We start from the raw sequence: 23,499 nt of genomic DNA, 5'->3' as shown, positions 1-23,499 counted from the left end.
GCCCCCACGCGCCGCCGGGACCGTATCCAGCACCGCGTTACCGCCGGTAGCACTCGGAGGTTACGATCCAGTAACTTGCCGTTCCTGCAGGCTGGTTCAGGCGTTGACGTCGAACGGCACACCCGAGGGCAGCGCGGCCGCGAGATGACTCGGGAAGCTCGCGTCCTTCAGGCCGAAGTTGGCGCTGCCGAAGTCGTACGCGCTCAACTTGTCGCGCAGGCCCGCCGGGTAGCCGTTCCAGCCGACCAGCGCCGGGAACTGCCAGGTCCCGCGGTGGTTCTCCGGCGGCTCGTCGTTCGCGGTCGCCGGGCGGAAGCAGTGGGTGCTGATGCCGTCCTTGTGGTAGACGACCTTCGGGTGGGTGCCGTCCCAGCGGATCTGGTCGCGGGAGTAGATGTTGAACTTGCCGTGGGCGGACGTCGCCACGTACTGCGCGGTGCCGTCGTGCACCCAGACGACGACGTGCTCCCAGTCGTGCCGGTGGCCCCCGAGCCCGCTGCCGGCCACCGCCTGGTCCTTCTCGAAGTACAGGCCGTACAGGACGGCGCACCAGCCGTTGTTGCACTTGGAGCGGGCGTAGCCGTTGGTGTTGTCGAGGTCCGGGGCGTCGTGGCACTGCCCGTTGAGGGCGCCGCTCGGGTTGAGGCCGCCGTTGACGGTGCCGTCGGGGCCGATGGCCGGCGTCGGGTAGCAGCCGTCGGTGTCGTAGTCGTAGGCGGGCTGGTACGTCTGCTCGGTCGCGTCGGCGTTGGCCGGCAGCGCGGCGGGCGGGGCGGCGAGGGCGGAACCCGCGAAGGCCACGACGAGGGCGAGGGCGCCGCCGGTCGCGAGGGCGGATCTGCGGAGGACTCTGGTCGGATTCACTGGCTTCTCCTGCGTCACTGTGGGGGCATGCCAGTGATGTCATGCCCGCGCCATCCGCAAGGGACGCGTACGTGCAACATGCGTGAACCGCAAGGGAATTGAGGGCGCGCGACGCGGGACGGATGGTTACGATCACCGCATGTCCACCCTCGTGCCGGTGACCGTCGTCGACGCGTGTCTGCGTGCGGGGCGCGGCGGCAGTCCGACCGCGGTCGTCGACGCCACCGGGCTCGCGGATGCCGAGCGGCGGCGCGTGCCGGTCCTCCTCGGGACCTCGCACGCCGTGTTCCTGCGGGCGGACGACGCCCGGGACGAGGTCGGCGTGCGCTTCTTCACGGCCACAGGGGAACTGCCTGCGTGCGGGCACGGCACGGTCGCCGCGCTGGCGGTGCTCGCCGGGCGTGCCTGCGCCACGGAGTACCGGACCGTGCTGCGCACGCGCACGCACGCCTTCGCGGGGCGGGCGACCCGGACGGCGCTCGGCATCGACGCGTCGTTCGAGACCGCGGCGGTGCGCGTGCGCGAGCCGGTCGCGCGGGAGCGGCGGCTTCTCCCGTCCGCCCTCGGCCTGGCCGCGGACGTACTCGCGCCCGGGATGTGCGTCGCCGCGCTCGGCCGGGAGCGGGTGCTCGTCCCCGTCGTCTCGCGTGCCGCGCTCGACGCCGTCGCGCCCGATGCCCGGCGGCTGCGGGAGGTCTGCGACCGGCTCGGGCTGCTCGGGGCGTACGTGCACACGATGCCGGACGCGGACGGGCGCGCGGCGGCCCGGATGTTCGCGCCGTCGATCGGTGTCCCCGAGGACGTCGCGAACGCCAACAGCACCGCGTGCCTCGCCGCGCGCCTGGGCCCGCTGGGCGTGCGGGACATCGCGGTGGACATGGGCGACGGGCTCGGCCGGCCGGCCACGCTCACCGCGGGGGTACGTTCGTCGGCCGCGGGTCCGCTCACCCACGTCGGCGGGGCGGCGCGCGTCGACCGGGTCGTTGCGCTCGACCTGTCGTAGTCGTCGGGGTCCGGAGAGGTTCAGAGAGCTCAGAGAACTCAGAGAGTTCAGAGAGCTTCAGATCCGGGCGCGCAGAGCGAGGGCGAGGCGGTCGGCCTCGTCGGCCGTGACCTGCTCCTCCTCGGGTCGGCGCAGCAACTCGAAGACACCGGGCCCTCGTTGGGCCACCGTGAGCCGTTCGGTGCGGGGCACGACGTGGAAGTGGACGTGCGCGAAGCCCTCCGCCTCCGCGAACTGGACAACGTACGTCTTGGCGCATCCGGTCACGTCGCGCAGCGCGCGGGAGAGCCCGACCTGCCAACGGCCCAGCGTCGCGGCCTCGGCGTCGGTCAGCTCGTGCACGGCGGTGACATGGCGGCGGGGCAGCAGCACCAGCCAGCCCGGCAGGGCGCTGTTGTACGCGTGCGCGACGCGCCAGTGCGCGTCGCAGGCGATGCGTTCACGCGGCGGGAGTTCGGCGAAGCGGGCCTCGGCATCGCAGGCGTGGCAGAAGGGTGTCATGGGTCCACGATCCACCCCCGGTTCCTGCTTAGGGTGCGGCCATGAGCGAGAGCATGGCGGCGAAGGCCGGATCGCACGCGGACGCGGACGTGTTGCGCGAGCGCTTCAAGGAACGGATCTACGCCTCCCTCTCCCTGCTCGCCGTCCTCGTGGGGCTGGCACAGGGCGGGCACCCCACGCACGTGGGCGCCGCGGTCTCGGTCGCGGTCACCGCGCTGGGCCTGTGGCTCGCGACCCTCGTCGCCGATCTGCAGGCCCATCCCGTGGCGCACGGGCGGATGCCCCGGCTGCCGGAGATCCGGCACACGTTGTTCACCAGCAGCCCGCTGCTGACGAGCGCGGCGGGCCCACTGCTCCTGATCGGCCTGTCGGCCGTCGGTGCGCCGGAGCTCACCACGGCGTTGTGGATCTCGGTGGGCAGCGAGGTCGCCGCGCTGGCCGGGTGGGGATTCGCGGGCGGGCGCCGCGTCGGCGCGGGCCTGCTCGGCTCGTCGGTCGCGGGCGTGCTCAACGCGGTGATCGGGGCGGGCGTGGTCGCGGTGAAGCTGCTTGCGGGGCACTAGGCCCCTTGATCCGCAGGGTGGTTGACGCGGGTGGTGGGTTCCCGCAGTTCGAGTGCGGCGACCGGACAGTGCTGCCGGCGGGCCTACGGCTCGTACAGGGGGATGAAGTGAATGACCGCTTCCTCGTACGGGTGCGCATCGCGGACCGCTTGCTGGACGGCGCGGGCCTGGTCCGCGTCGCAGACCGATTCGATCCTGCACTCCTCACCGTGCTGGACGACGCCCACCTCGCCGTCGTACGGCTGCGAGCCGGGCAACGGCTGCCAGTTGCCGGTCACCCGCCACACGCTGGAACACCGCGCATACGCGCCGACCCGGCCCGCCCCTGCCCCGTGGAGCGCCTCGATCACTGCATCGGCATGGCTCTCCGGGACGGATATCTCGATCTTCAAACGCACCATGGCCGGACCCTAACAACCCACCGACCAGCATTTTCCGCTGCGCCGGGCCCCGCCCGCCTGGCAGCATGATCGGATGACGACGGTGATGCGGGTGCGGGCAGAGGTGCGGCGGCTCGATCTGGGGTATTTCGTGCGGCCGGCCTCCGAGGTGGGCGGGCCCGCGCCGCGCGTGGAGCCCGTGCTCGCCTATCTGGTGCGGTACGGCGACGAGGTCCTGCTGTTCGACACGGGGATCGGCGACGCGGGTCCCGAGACCGAGGCTCACTACCGGCCGCGGCGCAGACCGTTGCGGGCCGCTCTCGCCGCCGCGGGCCTCTCCCCCGCCGACGTCTCCATGGTGGTCAACTGCCATCTGCACTTCGACCATTGCGGCGGCAACCCGCTGTTCGGGGGCACCCCCATCGTCGTACAGGCGGCGGAGTTGGCGGCCGCGCGGGGCGGCGACCACACCGCGGAAGCGCTCGTCGACTTCCCCGGCGCGTCGTACGTGGAGCTCACGGGCGAGGCGGAGCTGCGGCCCGGCATTCGTGTGGTGCCCACGCCCGGACACACGGCGGGGCACCAGTCGCTGGCCGTCCGGCAGAGCGACGGGACGGTGGTGCTGGCCGGGCAGGCGCACGACTTCGCGTCCGAGTTCGCCGCGGACCAGCTGGCGCTGCGGGCTGCCGCGGACGGGGTCGAGCCGCCCCTGCCCGACTGTCGGCCGTGGCTGGAGCGGATCCTCGAACTCGACCCGCGCCGCGTCCTGTTCGCGCACGACTGCTCGGTGTGGGAACCCGCCGAGGGGCGCTGAGCGGACCGCGTCTCACGCGTCGGCGGGCAGCCCCAGGACCTCGCGGACCGTGCGGACCACACCGTCCTGCGTGTTCGACGGGGCCCGGTGGCGGGCCCGGCGCGCCACCTCGGGGTGGGCGTCGGCCATCGCGTACGACCAGTCGGCGGCGTCCAGCATCTGCAGGTCGTTGAGGTAGTCACCGAACACCATGGTCTGGGCGGCGGTGATGCCGAGTTCGCGCTGCAGCCCGCGGACGGCGACGCCCTTGTTCGCCGTGGGGTTCATGACGTCGATCCAGTGCTCGCTGGAGACAACGACCTGGTGCGAGGCGGTGAGGGGTGCGAGGGCGGGTGCGGTGGTCGTCTCGGCGTGGCCGAAGTCGAAGAGGGCGACCTTGATGATGTCGTCCTCGACGGCACCGGCGTCCTCGACGATCTCGTGCCGGTGGTAGTACTTGCGCACCTCGGTCATGAACGCCTCGTCGGAGCGCTCCACGTACGCCGACCTCTTGCCGCAGACGACGACGCCCGCGTCGACGCCGTCCTCGACGAGGCCGCGCACCGCCTTCACGATCCAGCCCGCGACGCCGGGGTCCAGCACGTCGGAGCTGATCTCGGTGCCGCCGCGCACCACATAGGTGCCGTTCTCCGCGATGTAGACCATGCCGCCGTCGTCCACGGCGGCGAACTGGTCGGCGAGGGTGGCGTACTGGCGGCCGCTGGCGGGGCAGAAGACGATGCCGCGGCGGTTCAGTTCCGCCAGGAGCGGCCACAGGGTGCCGGGGATGCGGCCGTCGCCGTCCAGGAGCGTGCCGTCCATGTCCGTGACGACGAGGCGGATGTCGGGCCGGTGGTGCGTGGTCAAGATCGTTCCTCGGTGGAAGTGGACGGGACCGGCGGGGGCGGGGCCCTGCCGCCCATTGTAGTAAGGGTCCCTGCCCATTACGTCCCTTGATCACCACGGGGGACGCGGCCTACCGTGCGGCCACGGGACCGGCGGTGAACGACCACGTCAGGAGTGCTTCATGAACCAGTTCACGGTGGACGGCGCCGTTCTGCGGTACGACGACCTCGGTCCGGCCGACGGGACCGCGGTCGCGCTGGTCCACGGGCATCCCTTCAACCGGACGCTGTGGCGGCCGCAGGCCGAGGCGCTGGCCGGGGCCGGGTACCGGGTGCTGACGCCGGACCTGCGCGGGTACGGCAAGAGCGAGGTGACACCGGGCCGTGTGCTGCTCGCCCGGTTCGCCGACGACGTCGCCGCCCTGCTCGGCCACGTCGGGGTCGAGCGGGCCGTGGTCGGCGGGGTCTCCATGGGCGGGCAGATCGCGATGGAGTTCCATCTGCGGCATCCCGGGCGCACGCGCGCCCTCGTCCTGTCCGACACGTCCGCGCCCGCCGAGACCGCCGAGGGCCGGGCCTTCCGGAACGGGCTCGCGGACCGGCTGCTCGCCGAGGGCATGGGCGGATACGCGGACGAGGTCATCGACAAGATGCTCGCCGCCTACAACGTGACCGCGATGCCGCAGGTCGCCGAGCAGGTCCTCGGCATGATGCGGGCCACCGACCCGCGGGGCGCGGCGGCCGCGCTGCGCGGGCGCGCCGAGCGGCCCGACTACCGCGACAGCCTCGCCGCGGCCCGGGTCCCGGCGCTCGTCGTGGTCGGCGCCGACGACGTGTACACGCCGGTCGCGGAGGCCGAGTCGATCGCGGCCCTCGTGCCGGACGCGACACTCTGCGTGATCGAGAAGGCCGGGCATCTGCCGGGCGCCGAGCAGCCCGAGCGGTTCAACGCCGCGCTGCTCGCGTTCCTGCGCACCCACTGCCCGGTCGCGTAGGCCCCGGCGGTGACGCGCTCGGCGGCCGACCGGCTGCTCGACGTGCTCGGCGCGTTCGACCAGGCGCATGCGGCCCTGACCCTGACCGAGGTGGCCCGGCGTGCCGGTCTGCCGCTGCCCACCGCGCACCGGCTGGTCGGCGCGCTCGCCGCGTGGGGTGCGCTCGAACGGGACGACGCGGGCCGCTACCACGTCGGGCTCCGGCTGTGGGAGATCGCCGCGCTCGCGCCCCGCGGGCTCGGCCTGCGGCAGGTCGCGCTGCCGTATCTGGAGGACCTGTACGAGGCGACGCACGAGAACGTGCATCTCGCGGTGCGCGACGGCCGCGAGGTCGTCTACATCGAGCGCCTGTCGGCCCGTTCGGCCATCGGCGTGCACTCCCAGGTCGGGGCGCGCTGGCCGCTGCACGCGACGGGCGTCGGCCTGGTACTGCTCGCGCACGGCGGCCTGGAGCTCCAAGAGGCGTACGGCGACGGGGAGTTGGCCGCGTTCACGCCGTACACCGTCACCGATCCCGAGCGACTGCGGCGGATGCTCGCCGACGTACGGCGCAGCGGTGTCGCGGTGAGCGACCGTCAGATCACCGACGACGCGCTGTCGGTGGCGACCGCGGTGCGCGGGCCGCGCGGCGACGTCGTCGCGGCGGTGTCCGTCGTGGTGCCGGCCGCGGGGGCACGGACACCCGCTCTGATTCCGGCGGTGCAACTGGCCGGTCGTGGCATCTCTCGGGCCCTGGGCTGGCAACCCGTCTCGCCCGCGCCCCGGGCTTCCGCCTGACGGAAGTCCCGTTGTGGGCGGTGACCGCCCGTCACCAATCTGGGGGCGACGCGCGGCGACGGTGCCGCGCGGTGACAGGAGGGACGCCTGCCATGTCCACACCCCCGGCCCGCTCGGACTTCGCCCGCAACCAGTGGTACGTCGCCGCCTGGTCGTCGGAGGTCGGCCGCGAGCTGCTCGGCCGCACGATCCTCGGGGAGCCGATCGCCTTCTACCGCACGGAGGCGGGCGATCCGGTCGCCCTCGCGGACCGCTGCGTGCACCGTCGCTTCCCGCTGTCGGCGAGCGGCCTCGACGGGGACCGGGTGGTGTGCGGCTACCACGGGTTCACCTACGACACGACCGGCACCTGCGTGTACGTGCCCGGGCAGAAGCGCATTCCCCGTACGGCGCGCGTGAGTTCGTACCCGGTGGCCGAGGTCGACGCGATGGTGTGGGTGTGGATCGGGGACCCCGAGGCGGCCGACACCGCCGCGATCCCGCGCGCACCGCACCTCGCCGAGGACGGCTGGGTGACCGTGCAGGGCATGGAGCCGATCGACGCGGACTACCTGCTGCTCGTCGACAACCTGATGGACCTGTCGCACGAGACGTACCTGCACGGCGGCTACATCGGCACGCCCGAGGTCGCCGAGACGCCGATCACCACGGAGGTCGACGAGGCGGCGGGCATCGTGCGGGTGTCCCGGCACATGAAGGACGCCGCGTGCCCGCCGTTCTACGCCCGCTCCACGGGGATCGAGGGGCGCATCCAGCGACTCCAGGACATCGAGTACCACGCGCCGTGCCTGTACCTGCTGCACAGTCGCATCAGCCCGGCGGGCGCCGACGCTCCCGTGTTCCGTACCGAGATCACGTATGCGATCACGCCCTCGACGCCCGGCACGGTCTACGACTTCTGGGCGGTGTCCCGGAACTTCGCGGTCGGGGACGACGAAGTCACCGCGTTCCTGCGGGACTTCAACCACACGGTGGTGATGCAGGACGTCGACGCGCTCAACCTGTTGCAGCGCACCCTGGACACCGAGACCGCCGGCTACCAGGAGCTCAGCATCAACATCGACACCGGCGGTCTCGCCGCCCGCCGCATCCTGGGGAAGCTGGCCGCCGGATGAGCGGCGACGTGTTCCGCATCGACTGGCTCCCGGGGACCGACCTGCTCGACGGGCGCTGCCACTGCGGCGCCCGGCACACCTGCCAGGACCCGGTCGCGATGTGGGAGTGGATGCTCGCCCACCCCGATCACGCCCATCACCACGATCACCCCGATCACTCCACCACGGAAACGGAAGAGGACCGCGTCTCGTGACCGCACCGTTCGAGCTCGTCGTCGCCGAACGCCGCCAGGAGGCCGCCGACGTCGTCTCCCTGCTCCTGCGCCGCCCGGACGGCGCTCCGTTGCCCGGGTGGGAGCCGGGCGCGCACATCGATCTGCTCCTGGGCACGGGCGCCGAGGGCCTGGAGCGGCAGTACTCGCTGTGCGGGGGCGACGACCGCTCCTGGCGGATCGCCGTCCTGCGGGAGGCCGCGGGGCGCGGCGGTTCGGCCCGGGTGCACGCCGAACTGCGGCCCGGCAGCCGGGTGTCGGTGCGCGGCCCGCGCAATCACTTCCGGCTCGAGGACGCACCGGCGTACCGGTTCGTGGCGGGCGGCATCGGCATCACGCCGATCGTGCCGATGCTGGCGGCGGCCGGGCAGTGGTCCCTGTTCTACGGGGGCCGGTCGCGTCAATCCATGGCGTTCGCCGGGGAGTTGGCCGACCAGTACCCGGCCGAGCGGCTGCACCTGCGGGAGGGACCGCTCGATCTGGCGGCCCACCTCGCCGATCTGCAGCCGGGCGAGCTCGTGTACGCCTGCGGCCCGGAGTCCCTCCTGGCGGCGGTCGAGGCGCTGGTGCCGCCCGGGGCGCTGCGCACGGAGCGGTTCACTCCGGCCGCGGTGGACACCGGTAGTGACCGTGCGTTCGAGGTCGAACTGGCCCGTTCCGGCCGTACGTTGACGGTGGCCCCGGACCGCTCGATCCTCGCCACACTGCGCGACGCCGGGGTCGAGGTGCTCTACTCCTGCACCGAGGGCACGTGCGGCACCTGTGAGACGGACGTGCTGGCGGGCGAGGTGGACCACCGCGACAGCGTGCTGACCGAGCAGGAGCGGTCCTGCCACGACACGCTGATGGTGTGCGTGTCGCGGGCCAGGGGTGAGCGGCTCACGCTGGATCTGTGACCGCCGCGACCGGCGCCGTGCCGCGCGCCGCCCGGTGCAGCAGCGTCGCGGCGACGAGCCCACCGGTCAACACGGCGGCCGCGCCCACGAGTTGACCGGTTTCCAGGGCCGAGCCGAACGCCCGCGTCACGGTGCGGCGTTCGGCGGCCGAGTCCGCGGCGGCGAGGGCCGCGGGCAGGGAGGCGGCGGCCAGCGGGGCGAGGGCGGAGAAGCGGGCGCTGAGCACGGCGCCGAGGACGGCGACGCCGAGGCCGCTGCCGAACTCGGTGACCGTCCCCTCGATCCCGGCGCCTGCGCCCGCCTTCTCGCGGGGGATCGAGCCGAGCACGGCGACGGCCATCGCCGGGTTGGCGAACGCGCAGCCGACGCCCATCAGGACGAGCCCGGTGAGCAGCCCGCCGTACCCGTCCACGACGCGCCCGGCGACGGCCACCGCGGCGAGCCCGCAGGCCAGCAGGGTCATGCCGAGGGCCACGGCACCGGGGATGCCGAGCCGGGCGCTCAACCAGGCGGACACGCCGGTGAAGTTGAGCAGGACGACGGTCAGGGCGAACGGCGCGGTGCGCAGGCCCGCCTCCAACGGGCCGTAGCCGAGCACGAATTGGAGCTGCTGTGTCAGCAGGTAGAGGGCTCCGCCGCTGCCGAAGGTGATGAGCAGGGCGCCGAACACGGCTCCGGTGAAGGTCCGGTCGCGGAAGAAGCCCATGTCGAGCATCGGGTCGGGGAAGCGGCGTTCCCAGCCGACGAAAGCGACGAGGGCGAGGGCTCCGGCGGCCGCGCCCACGCGTACGTACGGCGACGTCCAGCCGTGCTCGGGCCCGGACACGACGGCGTACACGAGCGCGGTCATGGCGAGGGTCGACAGCAGGGCGCCGAGCAGATCGGGGCGGTGGCTGCGCTCGGCCCGGCTCTCCGGGACGAGGAGGGCGACGGCGCACAGGCCGAGGGCGACGACGGGCAGGTTGACGAGGAAGAGCGCGCCCCACCAGAAGTGGTCGAGCAGGACGCCGCCGACGAGGGGGCCCGCGGCGAAGCCGAGGGCGTTGACGGCGGCCCAGATGCCGATGGCGCGGACCCGCTCGTCCTCGTCGAAGACCTGGACGGCGACGGCGAGCGTGGTGGTGAGCAGCAGGGCGCCGCCGACGCCCATGCCCGCGCGGGCGGCGGTCAACTGGGCCGCGCTCTGGGCGAGTCCGGCGGCGAGCGAGCCGGCACCGAAGACGGCGAGGCCGGTCAGGAGCAGGCGCCTGCGGCCGTAGCGGTCGGCCGCGGCGCCCGCGGTGAGGAGGAGTCCGGCCTGCACGAGGACGTACGCGTTGATGATCCACTGGATGTCGGCGGTGGTCGCGCCGAGGTCGCTGGTGAGGGTGGGGACGGCGACGTTGAGGATCGTGTTGTCGAGGATGACGACGAGTTGCGCGAGGCAGATCACGCCGAGGATCAGCCAGCGGCGTGGATCCCGGGGCCCGGCGGGGGCGAGTGCGGGCGGCTGCTCGGCGGCGGGCGTCGCCGTCATGCGGGCTCCTTCGGGGACGGGCGCGGCCCAACGAGGAAGCGACCCCGCTGGTTAGGTAACCCTAACCTGACGGGTGTCCGGGTCCGCACTGCCCTCGAGCGCTCCGCCCCGCCCTACAGCGCCCGGTGCATGACATGCAGCCCGACCCGGCCGTGACGCGGGTGGTCGAAGGCGTCCGGCACGGTGCCGAGGATCGTGAAGCCGAGCGAACTCCACAGCCGTACGGCCGGGTTGGTCTCCACGACGGCGTTGAACACCATCGCGCGATAGCCGTCCGCCCGGGCCTCGGCGAGGACGTGCTCGGCCAGGGCCCGGCCATATCCGTGGCCGCCGCGGTCGGGGTCCACCATGAATCCGGCGTTGGCGACGTCCGCCGCGGCGCCGCCGTAGTTGGCCTTCACAGAGGCGCTGGCGACGATCGTCCCGGCGTCGTCCTCCACGACGAACACGCGCCGGCCCGGACCCGTCCACAGCGCGCGGGCCTCGGGCTCGGCCGTGTCGGTGTCCCAGGTATAGGTCTCGCCGGCTCGCACGATCCGCCGCCAGAACGGCCAGATGCGCTGCCAGTCGTCGTCCCGGGCGTCTCTGATCATCATGGGCCGGAGTCTGGCACGGGGCCCTGTGCCGCCCCTCCCTCACGGTCGTCGAGGTGGTACTGCGCCAGCCCATGACCGAACGACCAGTCGATCGAGGCGTTCTCGGTGAGCGTGACGAGGATGTTCCGGGGCTCCGTACCCGTGTACGCGTGGGCGAGCTCGGCGATCCGCCGGTACAGGGCGCGCTTCTGGCCGGGCGGGCGGCCCGCGCGCAGCGTGATCCCGACGAACACGACGTCGTCGTCGCGCTCCACCCCGAGGTAGTCGTCGTACCGCAGGGTGCTGCGGACCCCGTCGTGGGCGGTCAGCACCTGGAACAGGTCGTCGGGCGGGAAACCCATGGTCTCGCCGAGCGCGTCGTGCACGGCGCGCCCCAGGGCGTGCAGCCGGGCGCTGTCGGCGGTGAGGGCGTCGATCCGGACCAATGGCATGGGGGCGAACTCCTCGATCTTTGCGGTGCAGGAGGCGGTGCAGGAAGCGGTACGGAAAGCAGTACGGAAGCAGTACGGGAAGCAGTACGGGAAACGGTTCGTACATACTAGTAGTTACAGTGGAGAGTGTGGCGAGGATGACATGGGCGCACCCCGGCTGGCCCTCGCCGGGCGGCGCCGCGTAGGGTCCCCCTTTGTCCCGAACGACCAGGTGGCGTCCACGCCACTCAGAGCAGGAGCAACGCACCGTGCCCGCACCGTCCACCGCCCCGGCGCCCATCTACGACCGTCTCGTCGACGAGCAGGGCGACGTCCTCGCCGACGTACGCGAAGCGGCGCAGCAGACCGAGCGCACCGCGGAGGACGTCCTCGACTTCGGGCACGCGCGGGACGACTCCGCACAGACGGGCTGAGCCCTCCCCCTCCTTCCGCCAGGTCACCACCCTGCGCACGCCTATTGACTCGTTTTCGAACTCGTCGGTAGCTTCAATCGTCAGCGCTGAACTCTCCTGTCTCATACGGAACTTGGCCATGAGCCGAGCCGGTTTCGAAGGAGCACCAGATGGCGATTCGCGCGTTCAGGAAGCGGCTGGCGGCCGTCGCCGTGGCGACGGGAGCGGCAGCTCTCGGCCTCGGCGCACCGGCGCAGGCGACACCGCAGCCCCTCCCCTATGTCGCGCTGGGCGACAGCTACAGCGCCGCTTCCGGGGTGTTGCCGCTCGACCCGTCCGCGAGCCCGCTGTGCGCCCGCTCGACGGCGAACTACCCGCACGTGATCGCGCAGCGCACCGGCGCCGCCCTCAAGGACGTGACCTGCGGCGGGGCGCAGACGAAGGACTACGCCGGGTCGCAGTACCCGGGCGTGGCCCCGCAGCTGGACGCGCTGGGCGCGGACACCCGCCTGGTGACGATGACGATCGGCGGCAACGACAACAACACGTTCATCAGCACGATCCTGGCGTGCGCGTCGGCGGGGGTCGCCACCGCCGGCCAGGGCCACCCCTGTTCGTCGCTGTACGGGAGCAAGTTCGCCGACGACATCGACGGCAAGACGTATCCGGCGGTGAAGGCCGCGCTGCAGGCCGTGCGGAACAAGGCGCCGCAGGCGCGCGTCGCGATCCTCGGCTACCCGTGGATCATGCCGGCGACGGCGCAGGCGGGCTGCTTCGTGAAGATGCCGATCGCGTCCGGCGACGTCCCGTACGTGCGGGACATCCAGACCCATCTGAACGAGGCGGTGCGGCGGGCGGCGGCCGAGACCGGGGCGACCTACGTCGACGTGGCGGCGGCGTCCGAGGGGCACGACGCGTGTCAGGCGAGCGGGACGCGCTGGGTGGAACCGGCATTGTTCGGCACCAACTTCGTGCCCGTGCACCCGAACGCCCTCGGCGAGGCCGCCCTGGCGGACCTCACGATCGGCGCGCTCGGCCTGGGCTGAGTCCCGCACGAGGTCCGGCGGCCGTGGCCGCCGGACTTCCCTCACACAAAAGTGATCTCCGGGTGGCGCGCCGAGGGCCCGTCGAGCAGGCCGCTGTCCCGGCCGCGCAGGTGCCGGTCGAAGAAGGCGGTCAGATACGCCCGTTGGGCCGCGACCGCGCGCTGCGCGGGGACCGTACCCACCCAGTCCACGAGGGTGCGGTGCGGCAGGCCGAGGCGGGCGGCGATCTGCGGAAGCAGGGTCGTCGCGTCCGTGTACGTAGCGTGGTGCGCACCCTGGAGGGACAGGTTCCGGCGCCATCCGGTGCTGTGGCGCCACAGGGCGCGCCAGGAGGGCACGGTCGTGCGGTCGTTTCCCTCGCTGCCCATCACCAGCAGCGGCCGGTCCGTGCCGTGGGCGGCGACGCCGGACAGGTTCCCCTCGTCGTGGTCGTCCTGGACGTACGCGAGGACGCCGTCGAGGTTCGCCGCGGCCGCGAGCCGCCGGTCGTCGTGCAGCGCCTGGAACGCGGCGAAGCCGCCCGCGGACTGGCCGAACGCCCCGATCGGCGCCCGGCACAGGGCTCCCTCGTCGAAGGCCCGCTCGACGACGTCGAGGACGAAGCGCAGGTCGGCGACGCGGACCGCGGTGGTCTTCTTCAGCAGTGCGGTGACCGCCGCCGGGCCCGCCTGCTGCGCGGCGGTGAACTCCTGCGGCAGCCTGCTCGTCTCGATCCGCCCACCGGGGAACTCGACGGCCGAGACGTCGTAGGGGTGGTCGACCGCGATCACCACGTACCCCCATGAGGCGAGTTCGTCGGTGAGCGTGGTGCCGAGGGTGCGCGGGTCGAGGACGCCGGGCGAGTAGAGGACCACCGGGTGCGGTGTGCGCCGGTCGAGCGGGGCCCCGGCGTGGGCGAAGGTGCGAGTGGCGGACCAGTCGACGCGGCCCGTGGGCAGGCCCTCGAAGTTGTTGAGCCGGTCGAAGGCCGCCGCTTCCCCTGCCGTCATCTGCGCAGCGCGCCGATGTCCCGCCGCGGAGCGGGCCGGATGACGTACGTCCACCATCAACTCCCGTGCGGGGCCGCCCGTCCAGGGGTCGCGGCGGGAGGTGTCGACCAGGCGCAGGGCCGTGGTGCCGACCGGGTACGGGCCGGTCGGCGCGGGCAGCCGCATCCGTACCCGGTCCGGCGCCGCCGCCGCGGGTGTCGCGGTCAGCGCCAACAGGGCGGTGCCGGCGACGAGGAGGGAGCGGCGGGACGGGCCGCCGGGTGGTGCGGGGATCTCGTGAGCGTCCATGGCCCAAGCCTGGCCGGGCGGGGAGGGGCCGCACCATCCGGTGAACCCGCAGGACCGGTTGGGGGGCATCCCCCAGAAGCGTCCCCATGCGCGTCCTTCGACGGTGCCCCCTGAACGGCGCACTCCGACAGGGGGCGGCGGCGTCCGCCGCCCTAGTGTGAGGCGTCGGGATCAAGGAACGACTGGGCGGAGGCCCCGTGGACGGCGAGCGCAGCACCCCCCGTGGCAGACGGCACCTGTGGATCGCGGGCGCGGCCTCGCTCGGCCTGGTCGGGGCCGGGCTCGGGGCGTGGGCGGCGTTCGGCGGGGAGCAGGCGCCGCGGACCGGGCCGATCTCCGCGTCGGAGGTCCGCTCGGCGGCGGACGACTTCCTGCACGCGTGGGCCGACGGCGACGTGGACGCGGCCGCCGACGACACCGACGACGCGAAGGCCGCGGGCGCGGCACTGCGGGAGTACCAGGACGGTGCCCATCTCGCCGCGCAGGACCTGAAGCCGGGTACACCGGACGGGACGCGGGTCCCGTTCTCGGTGCGCGCCGAGTTCCGCTACGAGGGGGCCCGTGCCCCGCTGACGTACGACAGCGCGCTCACGGTGGTGCGCAGGCCCGGGGACGGCGAGGCCGTCGTGCGCTGGCAGCCCCAGGTGCTGCACCCTCAACTCACCGAGGGGAAGCGGCTGTTGGCGCAGGAGGCCGGGGCGGCTCCGGTCACCCCGATCGACCGGGACGGGCACGCGCTCGACACGCGGGCGTTCCCCTCGCTCGGGCCCGTCGTGGACGGGCTGCGGCGGGCGTACGCGAAGACGGCGGGCGGCAGGCCGGGCGTCGAGCTGCGTCTCGCGTCCTCGGCGAAGGCGGGCAGCGACGCGGAGCCGCCGACCGGGACGTCCCTGCTCTCGGTCCCGGAAGGCGCGCCCGGCCGGCTCGCGACCACCATCGACCCGCGGGTGCAGAAGGTCGCCGAGCGGGAGGTCGCGCTGCGCCCGGACGCCTCGCTCGTCGTCCTCAAACCGTCCACCGGGGAGATCCTCGCGGTCGCCAACTCCCGTGCGGGCGGCGAGGACACGGCTCTCGAAGGGCGGCTCGCGCCCGGCTCGACCATGAAGATGATCACGGCGTCGCTGCTCCTGGAGAAGAAGATCGCCGACCCGGACAAGCCGCACCCGTGCCCGAAGACCGCGTCGTACGGCGGCTGGCAGTTCCACAACGTCGACGACTTCGACATCGCCGGCGGCACCTTCCGGACCAGTTTCGCGGCGTCCTGCAACACCGCCTTCATCACGCAGGCGGGCCGCATCGCCGACGACGACCTGTCGCGGCAGGCCCGGGACGTCTTCGGCATCGGGGAGCACTGGTCGGTCGGCGTCCCCGCGTTCGACGGGTCCGTGCCGGTCGAGCACGCCGCGTCGAAGGCGGCCCAGATGATCGGGCAGGGCCAGGTGCGGATGAACCCGCTGACGATGGCCTCGGTCGTCTCGACCGCCCGGACGGGGCAGTTCCGGCAGCCGTACCTCGTGGCGCCCTCGGTCGACCACCGGAAGCTCGCGACGGCGCGCCGCACCCTGGACCGGGGCGCGCACGCGCAGTTGAAGGACCTGCTGCACACGGTGGCGACCGCCGGTTCGGGGGCGGGTTCGATGCTGGGGCTGCACGGCGACATCGGGGCGAAGACGGGCTCGGCGGAGGTCATCGGGCAGAAGGAGCCCAACGGCTGGTTCGCCGCCTGGCACGACGACCTCGCCGCGTCCGCCGTGATGCGCCGCGGCGGACGGGGCGGGGAGTCGTCGGGACCGCTGGTGGGGGCGGTCCTCAGGGCGGTCGACCGGGGCGAGTGACCGGCCGGGCGGCTCAGCCGGCGAGCGCGGCGAGTTCCGTCCCCGCGAGCAGGAAGGCGCCCACGCCGAAGTCGGCCGTGCTGTCGTACGTGATCGGCTGGCTGGACTCGGGGCGGTCGCCGACCTTCTGTACGTAGCCGAGGACGCCGTCGGCGTGTACGGCCTTGGTGACGAGGCCCTGCCAGGCACGGGCGGCGACGGGCTCCAGCGCCGCGCGGTCGACGAGTCCGGTGCGGATCGCGTACGCGGTGCCGTACAGGAAGAAGCTCGTGCCGCTCGTCTCGGGGCCTGGCAGATGGGTGGGGTCGGCGAGGTTGACGTTCCAGAAGCCGTCGGTGCGCTGGACCGCGGCCACCGCTTGCACCAGGCGGGTGAGCGTGGCCCGGTATTCGGGGACGTAGGGATGTGAACCCGGCAGCGCCTTCAGGGACTTGACGTGGCCGCCCGCGACCCAGCCGTTGCCCCGGGACCACAGGACCGGCTTGCCCGAGGGCGCGACGATGCCACCGGGCAGGAAGCGTTTGTCGCGGTACCACAGGCCGCTCGCCGCGTCGTAGAGTCCGGGGCCGCCCTCGGCGTACTTGGTGTGGGTGTAGAGGCGGTGCAGCTTCTCCGTGTAGGCGGTGTCGGCGCGCAGGACGCCGAGGCGGGCGAACGGCGCCATCGCCATGTGCAGGGCGTCGTCCCACCACCAGTCGTCGTTCTTGTCGACCTGGTCGGTGTACGTCATGCGGTGCAGGTTCGCCTCGAGGGCGGCTATCTTCGCCTGCTCGGGTTCGGCCTCGTACAGGTCGAGGTAGGCCTGGGCGGCGCACTGGTTGTCGGCGTGCCGGGTGGTGACGCCGCCGTTGAGTGCGTAGTCGTGCTTCTCCGCCCACGTGCGCGCGTACGTGAGGTGGCGGGTGTCGCCGGTCAGGCGGTGCAGGGCGAGCAGGCCGCTGAAGAAGGTGGCGTTGGCCCACAGGTTGTCACCGGGGTCGGTGTGCGCGCCGATCCAGTGGTCGGCGACGCGGCGCAGCACCGCGACGATCTCGGCGCGGGTGGGCAGAGCGGCGGGGCGGGGCGCCGCGTGGGCGGCGGGCGCGGTGAGCGCGGCGGTCGCCGTGAGGGCGGCGGCGCCGGCTAGGAAGTGGCGTCTGCGCATGTGGGGCCTCGTCTCGGTGGGGCGGGTGCGGGTGGGGGCGAGTGTGGGTGGGGGCGCGTGCGGGTGGGGCCAGTACCGTTGAGGCGCGTGCGGGTGGAGGTGCGTGCGGGTGGAGGTGCGGGTCAGGCCGATCCCGTCGTCAGGTGGACGACGTTCGAGGCCGGGCCGTAGCGGAACGACCGGACGCGGTACTGCGCGCGGCGCTCGTCGGGCAGCGTGGTCAGGCCGACGGTGTCGATGCCCGGGGCGACGACGGCGACGACGCGGAAGGCGGCGGCGCCGCGGGGGCGGTCCTCCAGGAGGAAGCCCGCTTCGTCGGCGGAGCGGTCGCCCCAGTGGAACTCGATGCCGTCGGCGGCGCGGACGGTGGCCGACAGGCCCGCGGGTGCGGCGGCTGCCGTGCCGGTGCGCGCCGGGTCGGGCGCCGGTCGGCCGGTGGTGCGGGGGCGCGCCCACGGCCGGTCGTCCGGGCTCGCCCGGCCACCGGGCAGGTTCACGGTCACGGCCCTGGACGCGGTGCCGAGGTAGGGGCGCAGCCGGTAGTAGAAGGTGGTGTGGGGGATCAAGTCCCGGTGGTGGTACGTGTGTTGGCCTGCGGGCAGGTACTGGAGCAGGGTGTACGGGCCGTGCGGTGCGGTGGCGAACTCCAGGGCCTGGCCCGCCGCACCCTGCTCGCGCGTCCGCCAGGTCAGGTCGATGTCGACGGGCGAGACGCGGGTCGCGGTCAGCTCGGCCGGCTCGGCTGCGGGGTGCGCCGTCGTGCGGTCGGCGGCGCAGCCGGTCGGGCCGAGCAGGCACAGCAGAGCCATCATCAGGAGCCACAGGGGGCGGCGGGCCGGGAGCACGCGGCCTACTTGTGCCAGAACTTGACGTTGCTCCAGGTCACCGAGATCGGCCCGGCGCCGCTGCTGGTGCGGTAGGCGCCGAACTTGTCGTAGTAGCTGCCCGAGGCGCTGGCGACGGTGTTGCGCAGCGAGCCGTTGATGTAGGTGCGGTGGGTGCCGCCGACCTGGTTCACCGTGTTGACGCGGACGGTCGCGCCGACCGTGGCCGCGCCCGAGTCGACGGTGGCGCCGCCCTCCACGCTGTACAGGCGGCCGCCGCGCTCGACGGCGAGCAGGAAGAACGGGCCCTGGTTCCCGCTGGTGTCGCGGAAGGTCTGCTTCAGGCTGAGGCGGCTGCCGCCCATGCTGTTGATCTTGAAGTAGCCCTCGAACTGGTGGGTGCCGCCGGTGTAGGTGGCGTACCGGCGCTCGGCCCGCTGTTCGCCGCTGCCGTCCGAGCAGCTCAGGGTGAACGTCAGGCCGTTGACGTCGCCGCAGCCGCGCTCCTGGGTCGTGTAGGTCGGGGAGTCGGAGGTCCAGCCGCCGGGCTCGACCTCCGCGTGCGCGTAGGGGGCGGCCATCAGCAGCCCGGTCGTCGCCGCTGCCGCCAGGACGACGTGTCGCTTCATCGACATGTGTGCCTCACATCCTGTTCCGATGGTTCGGGTCAACTCGGCCCAGCCGGGCCGGAATTCAGGTCTGTGAACACCGCGTCTCCATATGAACCGCGGCACGGAGCAGTAAAGGACCAGACCATGCTCACGTCAAGGGTGCCTTCGCATCCTCGTATGCTCGGGGGCACGGACGACGGATCGATCTTGGAGTGACGCAGGCAGTGACGCAGGTGACCCAGGTGACCCGGCACGTGTGGTCGGGTGCGGCCCCGCGCCGGACGTGGAACCGTTTCGTGGCCTCCGACCCAGGACTGCTGCGGCTGATGGCCGGATTGCGGACCGTCGCCGCCATCGGCCTCGCGCTCGCGGTGCTCGCACTGCTCGGCACCGATGTCACGCACATGGTGGCCGGCGCGATGGCCGCGATGGTCGGCACGTTCGCGATTCGCGAGAAGACGGTGCGCGGACAGGCCCTCACGCTGGCACTCGGCGTGCCGACGGCCCTCGCGGCGGTCTCGCTCGGTGCGCTGCTGCACAGCCTGGTCGTCGTCGGCGACGTGTTCTTCGTGGCGCTGATCTTCGGCGCCGTTTACAGTCGCAGATTCGGCGACCGGGGCACGGCGCTCGGCCTGATCGGTTTCCAGGTCTACTTCGTGTCCCTGTTCGTGAACGCGACGGTGGATCAACTCCCCACTCTCTTCGGCACGTTGGCGATCGCGTTCGCCTGCAGCGCGGTCGCCAGGTTCGTGCTCGTGCCGGAGACGCCGCAGCGGGTTCTCGGGCGGCTGCGCGAGGCGTTCCGGGCCCGGCTCGCCCAGTTGGTCACCGCGCAGACACGGCTGCTCGACGCGCCTCCCGAGGAGCTCGACGACGTCCTCGACGAGCTGCGCCGGCACACCGCGCGCCTGCACGAGGCCGCGCTCATGATCCAGGGCCGGCTCGAGGACGGTGCGCGCGACGAGGCGACGGCCTCACTGATCCAGCGCCGCGTCGCGGACGCCGAGGTCGCCGCCGAGCGCCTGGGCATGCTGCTGCTCAACGCCCGCAGCACCGAGCGCGCCGACACGCTGACCCTGCACCTGCCGGGGGCGCCGGTGCCGGCCGGCGGGCGACTGCTGCACCTCGACGGCGCCGACGAGGCGACCGCCACGCTCCGGCGCGATCTGGGCGCCCTGCACCTGATGGTGTCGCGGCCCGCGGACGAGAACCGGGGCACCGCCGTCGCCCACGTCCGCAACCGGCTGCTCGGCTACCGCGACGAGGAGCGCATCCCGCCCGGCGCCACCCTCGCCACACAGGACGTGTTCCGCGGCATCGGTGAGGCCGCCCGCGCGGTGATGGGCCTCAGGCTCGCGCTCGACGGGCCGCAGGACGAGTCCGACGACTCCCCCGCGACGACGCGTTCGCGCGAGGAGTTCGACGCGGAGGACGTGTCCATCATCGGGGCGGAGAAGGAGGCCGAGGAGGCGGCGGACGACCCTGCGGGGCTGCGCCGGCCCACCACCCGCGCCGCCTTCCAGGTCGCCGTCGGCTCGGCGCTCGCCATCGTCGGCGGCGAGTTCCTGTCCAGCCAGCGCTGGTACTGGGCGGTACTGACCTGCTGGGTCGTCTTCCTCAACACGGCCTCCACCGGCGAGATCGTGGTCAAGGGCTACCGGCGGCTGCTCGGCACGGTCCTCGGCGTCGTCGCCGGAGTGGCCCTCGCCGGGGCGGTGGGCCATCACACCTGGCTCGCGTTCGTCCTGGTCCTGCTCTGCGTGTTCGCGATGTTCTTCACCGCTCCCCTGTCGTACGCGCTGATGTCGTTCTTCGTGACGGCGATGCTGGGCCTGCTCTACACCCTGCTGAACACCTACAGCCTCGACGTGCTGGTGCTGCGCATCGAGGAGACGGCACTGGGTGCGGCCTGCGGCATCATCGCGGCCATGCTCGTCCTGCCGGTACGCACGGACAGCCGTACCGACGAGCTGCTCGCCACCGTCCTCGAGCGGCTCGGCGACGTCGTGGCGGGCGCGGTGGAGCAGCTCAGCGGCGGCCCGGCGGCCGACCTCCTCGACAAGGCGCGGGACTTGGACACGGCGCTGGAGGAACTGCGGGCGTCCGTGCAGCCGTTGACGCATCCGATCACCCCGCTGCGCGAGCGGCGCCAGACCGCCCGCTACCTGGTGGCGCTCCTGGAGACGTCCGCGTACCACGCCCGTTCGCTCGCGGCGACCGCCGAACTCGTGCCGTACAGCAAGCGGGTGGGCGCCGATCCGCGCCTGGGCCGCGCTGCACGCCGCATCGCCCACAACATCGATGTGCTCGTCGCGCACGTGAACGAGACGGACACGACGGGCAGCGTCGAATCGGGTGCGAGCATCGCGGCGATGCTGGAGACCGACGGTCTCGGCGTCCCGGCCGCGAACACCGTCACGTTCCGCGTGCTGCGCCATCTGCAGCGCCTCGACGAGGGCATCACGGGTCTGGCCAGGCCTCTGGAGGTGCCGGTGGGGCCACGCACGCAAGGGAGTTGATGATTGACTGGCCCGACAGCCGTGCCCGGCTCAACACCCTTGCTTCAGGAGGCACTTCATGTCGGACCAGGGTTCCGGATACGCCGCCGCGTCAGAGATCCGCAACCGCATCGACACCACCACGCCCCACTCGGCGCGTTTTTGGAACTACTTCGTGGGCGGCAAGGACAACTACGAGGTGGACCGGGAGATCGGCGACCAGATCAAGCAGATATTCCCCGGCCTGGTCGACGTGGCGGTCACCAGCCGGCACTTCCTGGGCCGGGTGGTGCGCCATCTCGCCGTGGAGCGGGGCATCCGCCAGTTCCTCGACGTCGGCACGGGCCTGCCCACCGCCGACAACACCCACGAGGTGGCGCAGCGCGTCGCGCCGGACGCGCGCATCGTGTACGTCGACAACGACCCGCTGGTCCTCACGCACGCGCGGGCCCTGCTGACGAGCACGCCCGAGGGCACGACCGCGTACCTGGACGCGAACCTGTCCGACCCGGACGCGATCCTGTCCGCCGCGGGGCAGACGCTCGACCTGTCGCAGCCGGTGGCCCTGATGATCCTCAACACGCTGGGGCACTTCGCCGACCAGGAGCAGGCACGGTCACTGGTGGCCCGGCTCATGTCCGGTCTGCCGTCCGGGAGTTACCTCGCGATCTGCGACGGCACGGCGACGAGCGAGCCCATGATCGCCGCGTCCGAGGCGTACAACAAGAGCGGCGCCGTGCCCTACCACGTACGCACCGTCGCCGACCTGACGGGCCTGTTCGGCGACCTGGAGCTGGTGGAGCCCGGCGTCGTACGGGTCACGGACTGGCGGCCGGACGCGGACGCGGCCCCCTTCGAGGGGCCGGCCGTGGACGCGTACGGCGGCCTGGGGCGCAAGGCGTGACCCTGCGCCCCTGAGAGCCCGTCTTCGCCCCGTGGACCTACTGCCCGGCCCAGCGCTTGATCGTCGCGGTCGCGGCGTCGCGCTGGTCGGCGGGCAGGGCCGAGATGCGGGCACCGTGGTTGGAGCCCGGCACCACGTACTTGTACGAGTCGCGCCTGCTCGGCGTGAACTGCTCGGCGCTCCACGGGTCGTTCTGCCCGTACACGAACAGCATGCGCTGCGACGTGGTGCGCACCCACTGGTCGACGCCCTTGATGACGGCACCGTTGTAGGAGGTGCGCATGTCGGCGGGGAGCACGGAGTTCGGCTGGTAGATGTCCGGGTAGTGGCGCACGCCCTTGAGGTTCTTGAACTTCAGGTCGGCCCAGCCGAGTTGGGCGGCGGCCTGCCGGTAGTACGGGCCCGTGCTGTTCGCGCCGAGCGTGGAGTCCTCGTAGATGGACAGGCCGTGGTCGAGGGACCACTGGTACAGCGCGTCGTCGGAGACCGTCTTCGCGTCGGGCACGGTCGGGCAGTTGTCGACCGTGCCCGACTGCCAGAAGTTCCAGACCTGGTCCAGGACGGCGAACTCGTAGGCGCGGTCGGTGGTGCCGAGGGTGTTCGTGAAGGTGTACCCGGCGTCCTTCGCGGTCTTCTCGAACTTCGGCAGGAGCGCGTCGCGCCGGGCGAGCATCTCGCGCTGCACGGCGGCCAGCGCGTCGCGGCACTCCTGGGTGCCGACCGTCTTGAAGAAGCGCTCGTAGCCGCTGTCGTCGTTGTTGTTCGCGTCGTTCGGGGCGACGTACGCGACGACGCCGTCGTAGTCCTGCGGGTAGAAGCGGTAGTGGTACGTCGCGGTCATGCCGCCCTTGGAGCCGCCGGTGGCGAGCCACTTCGAGGACTTGTCGTACAGCGGTCTGATCGCGGTGACGATGGCGTGCTCGTCGGCCGCCTCCTGCTGCACGGTCATCTTCTGCCAGGGCGTGCCGCCGGCCGGGACGGACGGGCCGAAGAAGCGGTGCTCGACGCTGAGCTGTCCGGCGCCGAGGATCGTGGTCGGCTCACGGGTCGACGAGGACAGGCCGTAGCCGCCGGTGTAGACGACGACCGGCTTGGCCGTGGACTTGTGCCAGAGCGTGAACCGCTGCTGGAAGGTGCCGAGGGCGGGCCGGTCGTGGTCGATGGGCTGGGTGATCGACAGGTCGTAGAGCGGGAAGCCCTCCTTGTCGGTGACACCGGTGACGGTGACGCCGGGTATCGCGCGCAGCCGGTCCTCGAAGGACGCCGGGGCGCTGTTCGAGGCGGCGGCAGGGGCCGCGGTGGCGGCGAGGGCGCCCGCCGTCAGGGCGGCGGACAGCAGCAGCGTGGGCAGGGTGCGCAGGCGCACGGGGCCTCCCGGGGCGAGGGGTGAGTGGATCACGCGTTCGTGAGCGCGACCCTAACTCGGCTCGCCCGCCGGGGAGTTGGGTTCGGGATCTTACTGTCCCGTTACTGTGCCCCTG

At 72.7% G+C, this 23,499-nt stretch carries 25 protein-coding genes; 13 read left to right on the top strand and 12 right to left on the bottom strand.

Features of this window, described 5'->3' with window-relative positions; genetic code table 11:
• Window positions 1-96 precede the first annotated feature (96 nt).
• Entirely contained in the window at window positions 97-864 is a 768-nt protein-coding gene (locus tag ACIBUY_RS27020) for an NPP1 family protein (protein WP_399153976.1), read from the bottom strand.
• A gap of 139 nt (window positions 865-1,003) precedes the next feature.
• Between ACIBUY_RS27020 and ACIBUY_RS27015 the strand changes: the two genes are divergently transcribed.
• On the top strand, window positions 1,004-1,867 hold the full coding sequence (locus ACIBUY_RS27015) for a PhzF family phenazine biosynthesis protein (RefSeq protein WP_399153975.1): 864 nt from the start codon (window positions 1,004-1,006) through the stop codon (window positions 1,865-1,867).
• Window positions 1,868-1,924: 57 nt separating this feature from the next.
• Here the strand turns inward: ACIBUY_RS27015 and ACIBUY_RS27010 are convergent, their stop codons facing one another.
• Window positions 1,925-2,368 carry an HIT family protein gene (locus ACIBUY_RS27010; RefSeq protein ID WP_399153974.1) on the bottom strand — a complete coding sequence of 148 codons (444 nt, stop codon included), beginning with the start codon at window positions 2,366-2,368 and terminating at the stop codon, window positions 1,925-1,927.
• 41 nt (window positions 2,369-2,409) lie between these two features.
• On the opposite strand from ACIBUY_RS27010, the gene ACIBUY_RS27005 reads away from it, so the two are divergent.
• Complete coding sequence (locus ACIBUY_RS27005; RefSeq protein WP_365572012.1) at window positions 2,410-2,931, top strand: hypothetical protein; 522 nt, start codon at window positions 2,410-2,412, stop codon at window positions 2,929-2,931.
• 83 nt (window positions 2,932-3,014) lie between these two features.
• Here ACIBUY_RS27005 and ACIBUY_RS27000 read toward each other — a convergent pair whose 3' ends face one another.
• Window positions 3,015-3,332: a hypothetical protein gene (locus ACIBUY_RS27000; protein ID WP_365565776.1), complete on the bottom strand. Its 318-nt coding sequence runs from the start codon at window positions 3,330-3,332 to the stop codon at window positions 3,015-3,017.
• 73 nt (window positions 3,333-3,405) lie between these two features.
• Here ACIBUY_RS27000 and ACIBUY_RS26995 point away from each other — a divergent pair, with 73 nt between their 5' ends.
• Window positions 3,406-4,125, top strand: coding sequence for an N-acyl homoserine lactonase family protein (locus ACIBUY_RS26995; protein ID WP_399153973.1), 720 nt, complete (start codon window positions 3,406-3,408; stop codon window positions 4,123-4,125).
• Between the two features lie 12 nt (window positions 4,126-4,137).
• Here the strand turns inward: ACIBUY_RS26995 and ACIBUY_RS26990 are convergent, their stop codons facing one another.
• Window positions 4,138-4,971 carry a Cof-type HAD-IIB family hydrolase gene (locus tag ACIBUY_RS26990; protein ID WP_365565779.1) on the bottom strand — a complete coding sequence of 278 codons (834 nt, stop codon included), beginning with the start codon at window positions 4,969-4,971 and terminating at the stop codon, window positions 4,138-4,140.
• 160 nt (window positions 4,972-5,131) lie between these two features.
• Between ACIBUY_RS26990 and ACIBUY_RS26985 the strand changes: the two genes are divergently transcribed.
• From ACIBUY_RS26985 to ACIBUY_RS26965, 5 genes are all read left to right on the top strand, one after another.
• Window positions 5,132-5,944, top strand: coding sequence for an alpha/beta fold hydrolase (locus ACIBUY_RS26985; protein ID WP_399153972.1), 813 nt, complete (start codon window positions 5,132-5,134; stop codon window positions 5,942-5,944).
• A gap of 9 nt (window positions 5,945-5,953) precedes the next feature.
• Complete coding sequence (locus ACIBUY_RS26980) at window positions 5,954-6,721, top strand: IclR family transcriptional regulator (RefSeq protein WP_365565783.1); 768 nt, start codon at window positions 5,954-5,956, stop codon at window positions 6,719-6,721.
• Between the two features lie 92 nt (window positions 6,722-6,813).
• A complete protein-coding gene (locus ACIBUY_RS26975) occupies window positions 6,814-7,836 on the top strand; it encodes an aromatic ring-hydroxylating dioxygenase subunit alpha (protein WP_365565784.1) in 1,023 nt (340 codons plus the stop codon).
• Complete coding sequence (locus ACIBUY_RS26970; protein WP_365565786.1) at window positions 7,833-8,030, top strand: hypothetical protein; 198 nt, start codon at window positions 7,833-7,835, stop codon at window positions 8,028-8,030. Before ACIBUY_RS26975 ends, ACIBUY_RS26970 begins: the two co-directional genes overlap by 4 nt.
• Window positions 8,027-8,944, top strand: coding sequence for a PDR/VanB family oxidoreductase (locus ACIBUY_RS26965; protein ID WP_399153971.1), 918 nt, complete (start codon window positions 8,027-8,029; stop codon window positions 8,942-8,944). Before ACIBUY_RS26970 ends, ACIBUY_RS26965 begins: the two co-directional genes overlap by 4 nt.
• On the opposite strand, the gene ACIBUY_RS26960 is transcribed toward ACIBUY_RS26965, so the two are convergent.
• From ACIBUY_RS26960 to ACIBUY_RS26950, 3 genes are all read right to left on the bottom strand, one after another.
• On the bottom strand, window positions 8,928-10,460 hold the full coding sequence (locus ACIBUY_RS26960) for an MFS transporter (protein WP_399153970.1): 1,533 nt from the start codon (window positions 10,458-10,460) through the stop codon (window positions 8,928-8,930). The genes ACIBUY_RS26965 and ACIBUY_RS26960 overlap by 17 nt on opposite strands.
• Window positions 10,461-10,573: 113 nt before the next feature.
• A complete protein-coding gene (locus tag ACIBUY_RS26955) occupies window positions 10,574-11,056 on the bottom strand; it encodes a GNAT family N-acetyltransferase (protein ID WP_399153969.1) in 483 nt (160 codons plus the stop codon).
• Window positions 11,053-11,487: a tautomerase family protein gene (locus ACIBUY_RS26950; protein WP_399153968.1), complete on the bottom strand. Its 435-nt coding sequence runs from the start codon at window positions 11,485-11,487 to the stop codon at window positions 11,053-11,055. The genes ACIBUY_RS26955 and ACIBUY_RS26950 overlap by 4 nt, the downstream gene beginning before the upstream one ends.
• 248 nt (window positions 11,488-11,735) lie before the next feature.
• Between ACIBUY_RS26950 and ACIBUY_RS26945 the strand changes: the two genes are divergently transcribed.
• Together ACIBUY_RS26945 and ACIBUY_RS26940 are read left to right on the top strand one after the other, a co-directional pair.
• Window positions 11,736-11,900, top strand: a complete 165-nt coding sequence (locus tag ACIBUY_RS26945) for a hypothetical protein (RefSeq protein ID WP_365565794.1) — start codon at window positions 11,736-11,738, stop codon at window positions 11,898-11,900.
• Window positions 11,901-12,049: 149 nt separating this feature from the next.
• Window positions 12,050-12,925 (top strand): SGNH/GDSL hydrolase family protein, encoded by an 876-nt coding sequence (locus tag ACIBUY_RS26940; RefSeq protein WP_399153967.1) that lies wholly within the window; start codon window positions 12,050-12,052, stop codon window positions 12,923-12,925.
• A 41-nt stretch (window positions 12,926-12,966) separates the two neighbouring features.
• On the opposite strand, the gene ACIBUY_RS26935 is transcribed toward ACIBUY_RS26940, so the two are convergent.
• Window positions 12,967-14,202, bottom strand: a complete 1,236-nt coding sequence (locus ACIBUY_RS26935; RefSeq protein WP_399153966.1) for a hydrolase — start codon at window positions 14,200-14,202, stop codon at window positions 12,967-12,969.
• Between the two features lie 197 nt (window positions 14,203-14,399).
• Here ACIBUY_RS26935 and ACIBUY_RS26930 point away from each other — a divergent pair, with 197 nt between their 5' ends.
• Window positions 14,400-16,037 carry a penicillin-binding transpeptidase domain-containing protein gene (locus ACIBUY_RS26930; protein WP_399153965.1) on the top strand — a complete coding sequence of 546 codons (1,638 nt, stop codon included), beginning with the start codon at window positions 14,400-14,402 and terminating at the stop codon, window positions 16,035-16,037.
• Window positions 16,038-16,050: 13 nt separating this feature from the next.
• Here the strand turns inward: ACIBUY_RS26930 and ACIBUY_RS26925 are convergent, their stop codons facing one another.
• The 3 genes from ACIBUY_RS26925 to ACIBUY_RS26915 form a co-directional block, all read right to left on the bottom strand.
• The gene (locus ACIBUY_RS26925) at window positions 16,051-17,181 is read right to left on the bottom strand and encodes a glycoside hydrolase family 88 protein (RefSeq protein ID WP_399153964.1); all 1,131 of its coding nucleotides are present in this window, start codon (window positions 17,179-17,181) and stop codon (window positions 16,051-16,053) included.
• Between the two features lie 122 nt (window positions 17,182-17,303).
• Complete coding sequence (locus ACIBUY_RS26920; protein ID WP_365565803.1) at window positions 17,304-18,026, bottom strand: fibronectin type III domain-containing protein; 723 nt, start codon at window positions 18,024-18,026, stop codon at window positions 17,304-17,306.
• A 5-nt stretch (window positions 18,027-18,031) separates the two neighbouring features.
• Window positions 18,032-18,640, bottom strand: coding sequence for a hypothetical protein (locus tag ACIBUY_RS26915; protein ID WP_365565805.1), 609 nt, complete (start codon window positions 18,638-18,640; stop codon window positions 18,032-18,034).
• Window positions 18,641-18,942: 302 nt separating this feature from the next.
• Here ACIBUY_RS26915 and ACIBUY_RS26910 point away from each other — a divergent pair, with 302 nt between their 5' ends.
• Complete coding sequence (locus tag ACIBUY_RS26910) at window positions 18,943-21,135, top strand: FUSC family protein (RefSeq protein WP_365566108.1); 2,193 nt, start codon at window positions 18,943-18,945, stop codon at window positions 21,133-21,135.
• 58 nt (window positions 21,136-21,193) lie between these two features.
• A complete protein-coding gene (locus ACIBUY_RS26905) occupies window positions 21,194-22,018 on the top strand; it encodes an SAM-dependent methyltransferase (protein ID WP_365565807.1) in 825 nt (274 codons plus the stop codon).
• A 37-nt stretch (window positions 22,019-22,055) separates the two neighbouring features.
• Here the strand turns inward: ACIBUY_RS26905 and ACIBUY_RS26900 are convergent, their stop codons facing one another.
• A complete protein-coding gene (locus ACIBUY_RS26900) occupies window positions 22,056-23,384 on the bottom strand; it encodes a S28 family serine protease (protein WP_399153963.1) in 1,329 nt (442 codons plus the stop codon).
• Window positions 23,385-23,499 lie beyond the last annotated feature (115 nt).

Source organism: Streptomyces sp. NPDC050085 (assembly GCF_044460595.1).
Lineage (GTDB): Bacteria > Actinomycetota > Actinomycetes > Streptomycetales > Streptomycetaceae > Streptomyces.
This window is presented reverse-complemented; position numbering and strand designations above follow the sequence as displayed.

Bases quoted from the DNA above. Each gene is read 5' to 3' on its own strand.
- ACIBUY_RS27015 (WP_399153975.1), top strand. From the start codon at position 1,004: ATGTCCACCCTCGTGCCGGTGACCGTCGTCGACGCGTGTCTGCGTGCG.
- ACIBUY_RS27010 (WP_399153974.1), bottom strand. From the start codon at position 2,368: ATGACACCCTTCTGCCACGCCTGCGATGCCGAGGCCCGCTTCGCCGAA.
- ACIBUY_RS27005 (WP_365572012.1), top strand. From the start codon at position 2,410: ATGAGCGAGAGCATGGCGGCGAAGGCCGGATCGCACGCGGACGCGGAC.
- ACIBUY_RS27000 (WP_365565776.1), bottom strand. From the start codon at position 3,332: ATGGTGCGTTTGAAGATCGAGATATCCGTCCCGGAGAGCCATGCCGAT.
- ACIBUY_RS26995 (WP_399153973.1), top strand. From the start codon at position 3,406: ATGACGACGGTGATGCGGGTGCGGGCAGAGGTGCGGCGGCTCGATCTG.
- ACIBUY_RS26985 (WP_399153972.1), top strand. From the start codon at position 5,132: ATGAACCAGTTCACGGTGGACGGCGCCGTTCTGCGGTACGACGACCTC.
- ACIBUY_RS26975 (WP_365565784.1), top strand. From the start codon at position 6,814: ATGTCCACACCCCCGGCCCGCTCGGACTTCGCCCGCAACCAGTGGTAC.
- ACIBUY_RS26970 (WP_365565786.1), top strand. From the start codon at position 7,833: ATGAGCGGCGACGTGTTCCGCATCGACTGGCTCCCGGGGACCGACCTG.
- ACIBUY_RS26960 (WP_399153970.1), bottom strand. From the start codon at position 10,460: ATGACGGCGACGCCCGCCGCCGAGCAGCCGCCCGCACTCGCCCCCGCC.
- ACIBUY_RS26955 (WP_399153969.1), bottom strand. From the start codon at position 11,056: ATGATGATCAGAGACGCCCGGGACGACGACTGGCAGCGCATCTGGCCG.
- ACIBUY_RS26950 (WP_399153968.1), bottom strand. From the start codon at position 11,487: ATGCCATTGGTCCGGATCGACGCCCTCACCGCCGACAGCGCCCGGCTG.
- ACIBUY_RS26940 (WP_399153967.1), top strand. From the start codon at position 12,050: ATGGCGATTCGCGCGTTCAGGAAGCGGCTGGCGGCCGTCGCCGTGGCG.
- ACIBUY_RS26935 (WP_399153966.1), bottom strand. From the start codon at position 14,202: ATGGACGCTCACGAGATCCCCGCACCACCCGGCGGCCCGTCCCGCCGC.
- ACIBUY_RS26925 (WP_399153964.1), bottom strand. From the start codon at position 17,181: ATGCGCAGACGCCACTTCCTAGCCGGCGCCGCCGCCCTCACGGCGACC.
- ACIBUY_RS26915 (WP_365565805.1), bottom strand. From the start codon at position 18,640: ATGTCGATGAAGCGACACGTCGTCCTGGCGGCAGCGGCGACGACCGGG.
- ACIBUY_RS26910 (WP_365566108.1), top strand. From the start codon at position 18,943: ATGGCCGGATTGCGGACCGTCGCCGCCATCGGCCTCGCGCTCGCGGTG.
- ACIBUY_RS26905 (WP_365565807.1), top strand. From the start codon at position 21,194: ATGTCGGACCAGGGTTCCGGATACGCCGCCGCGTCAGAGATCCGCAAC.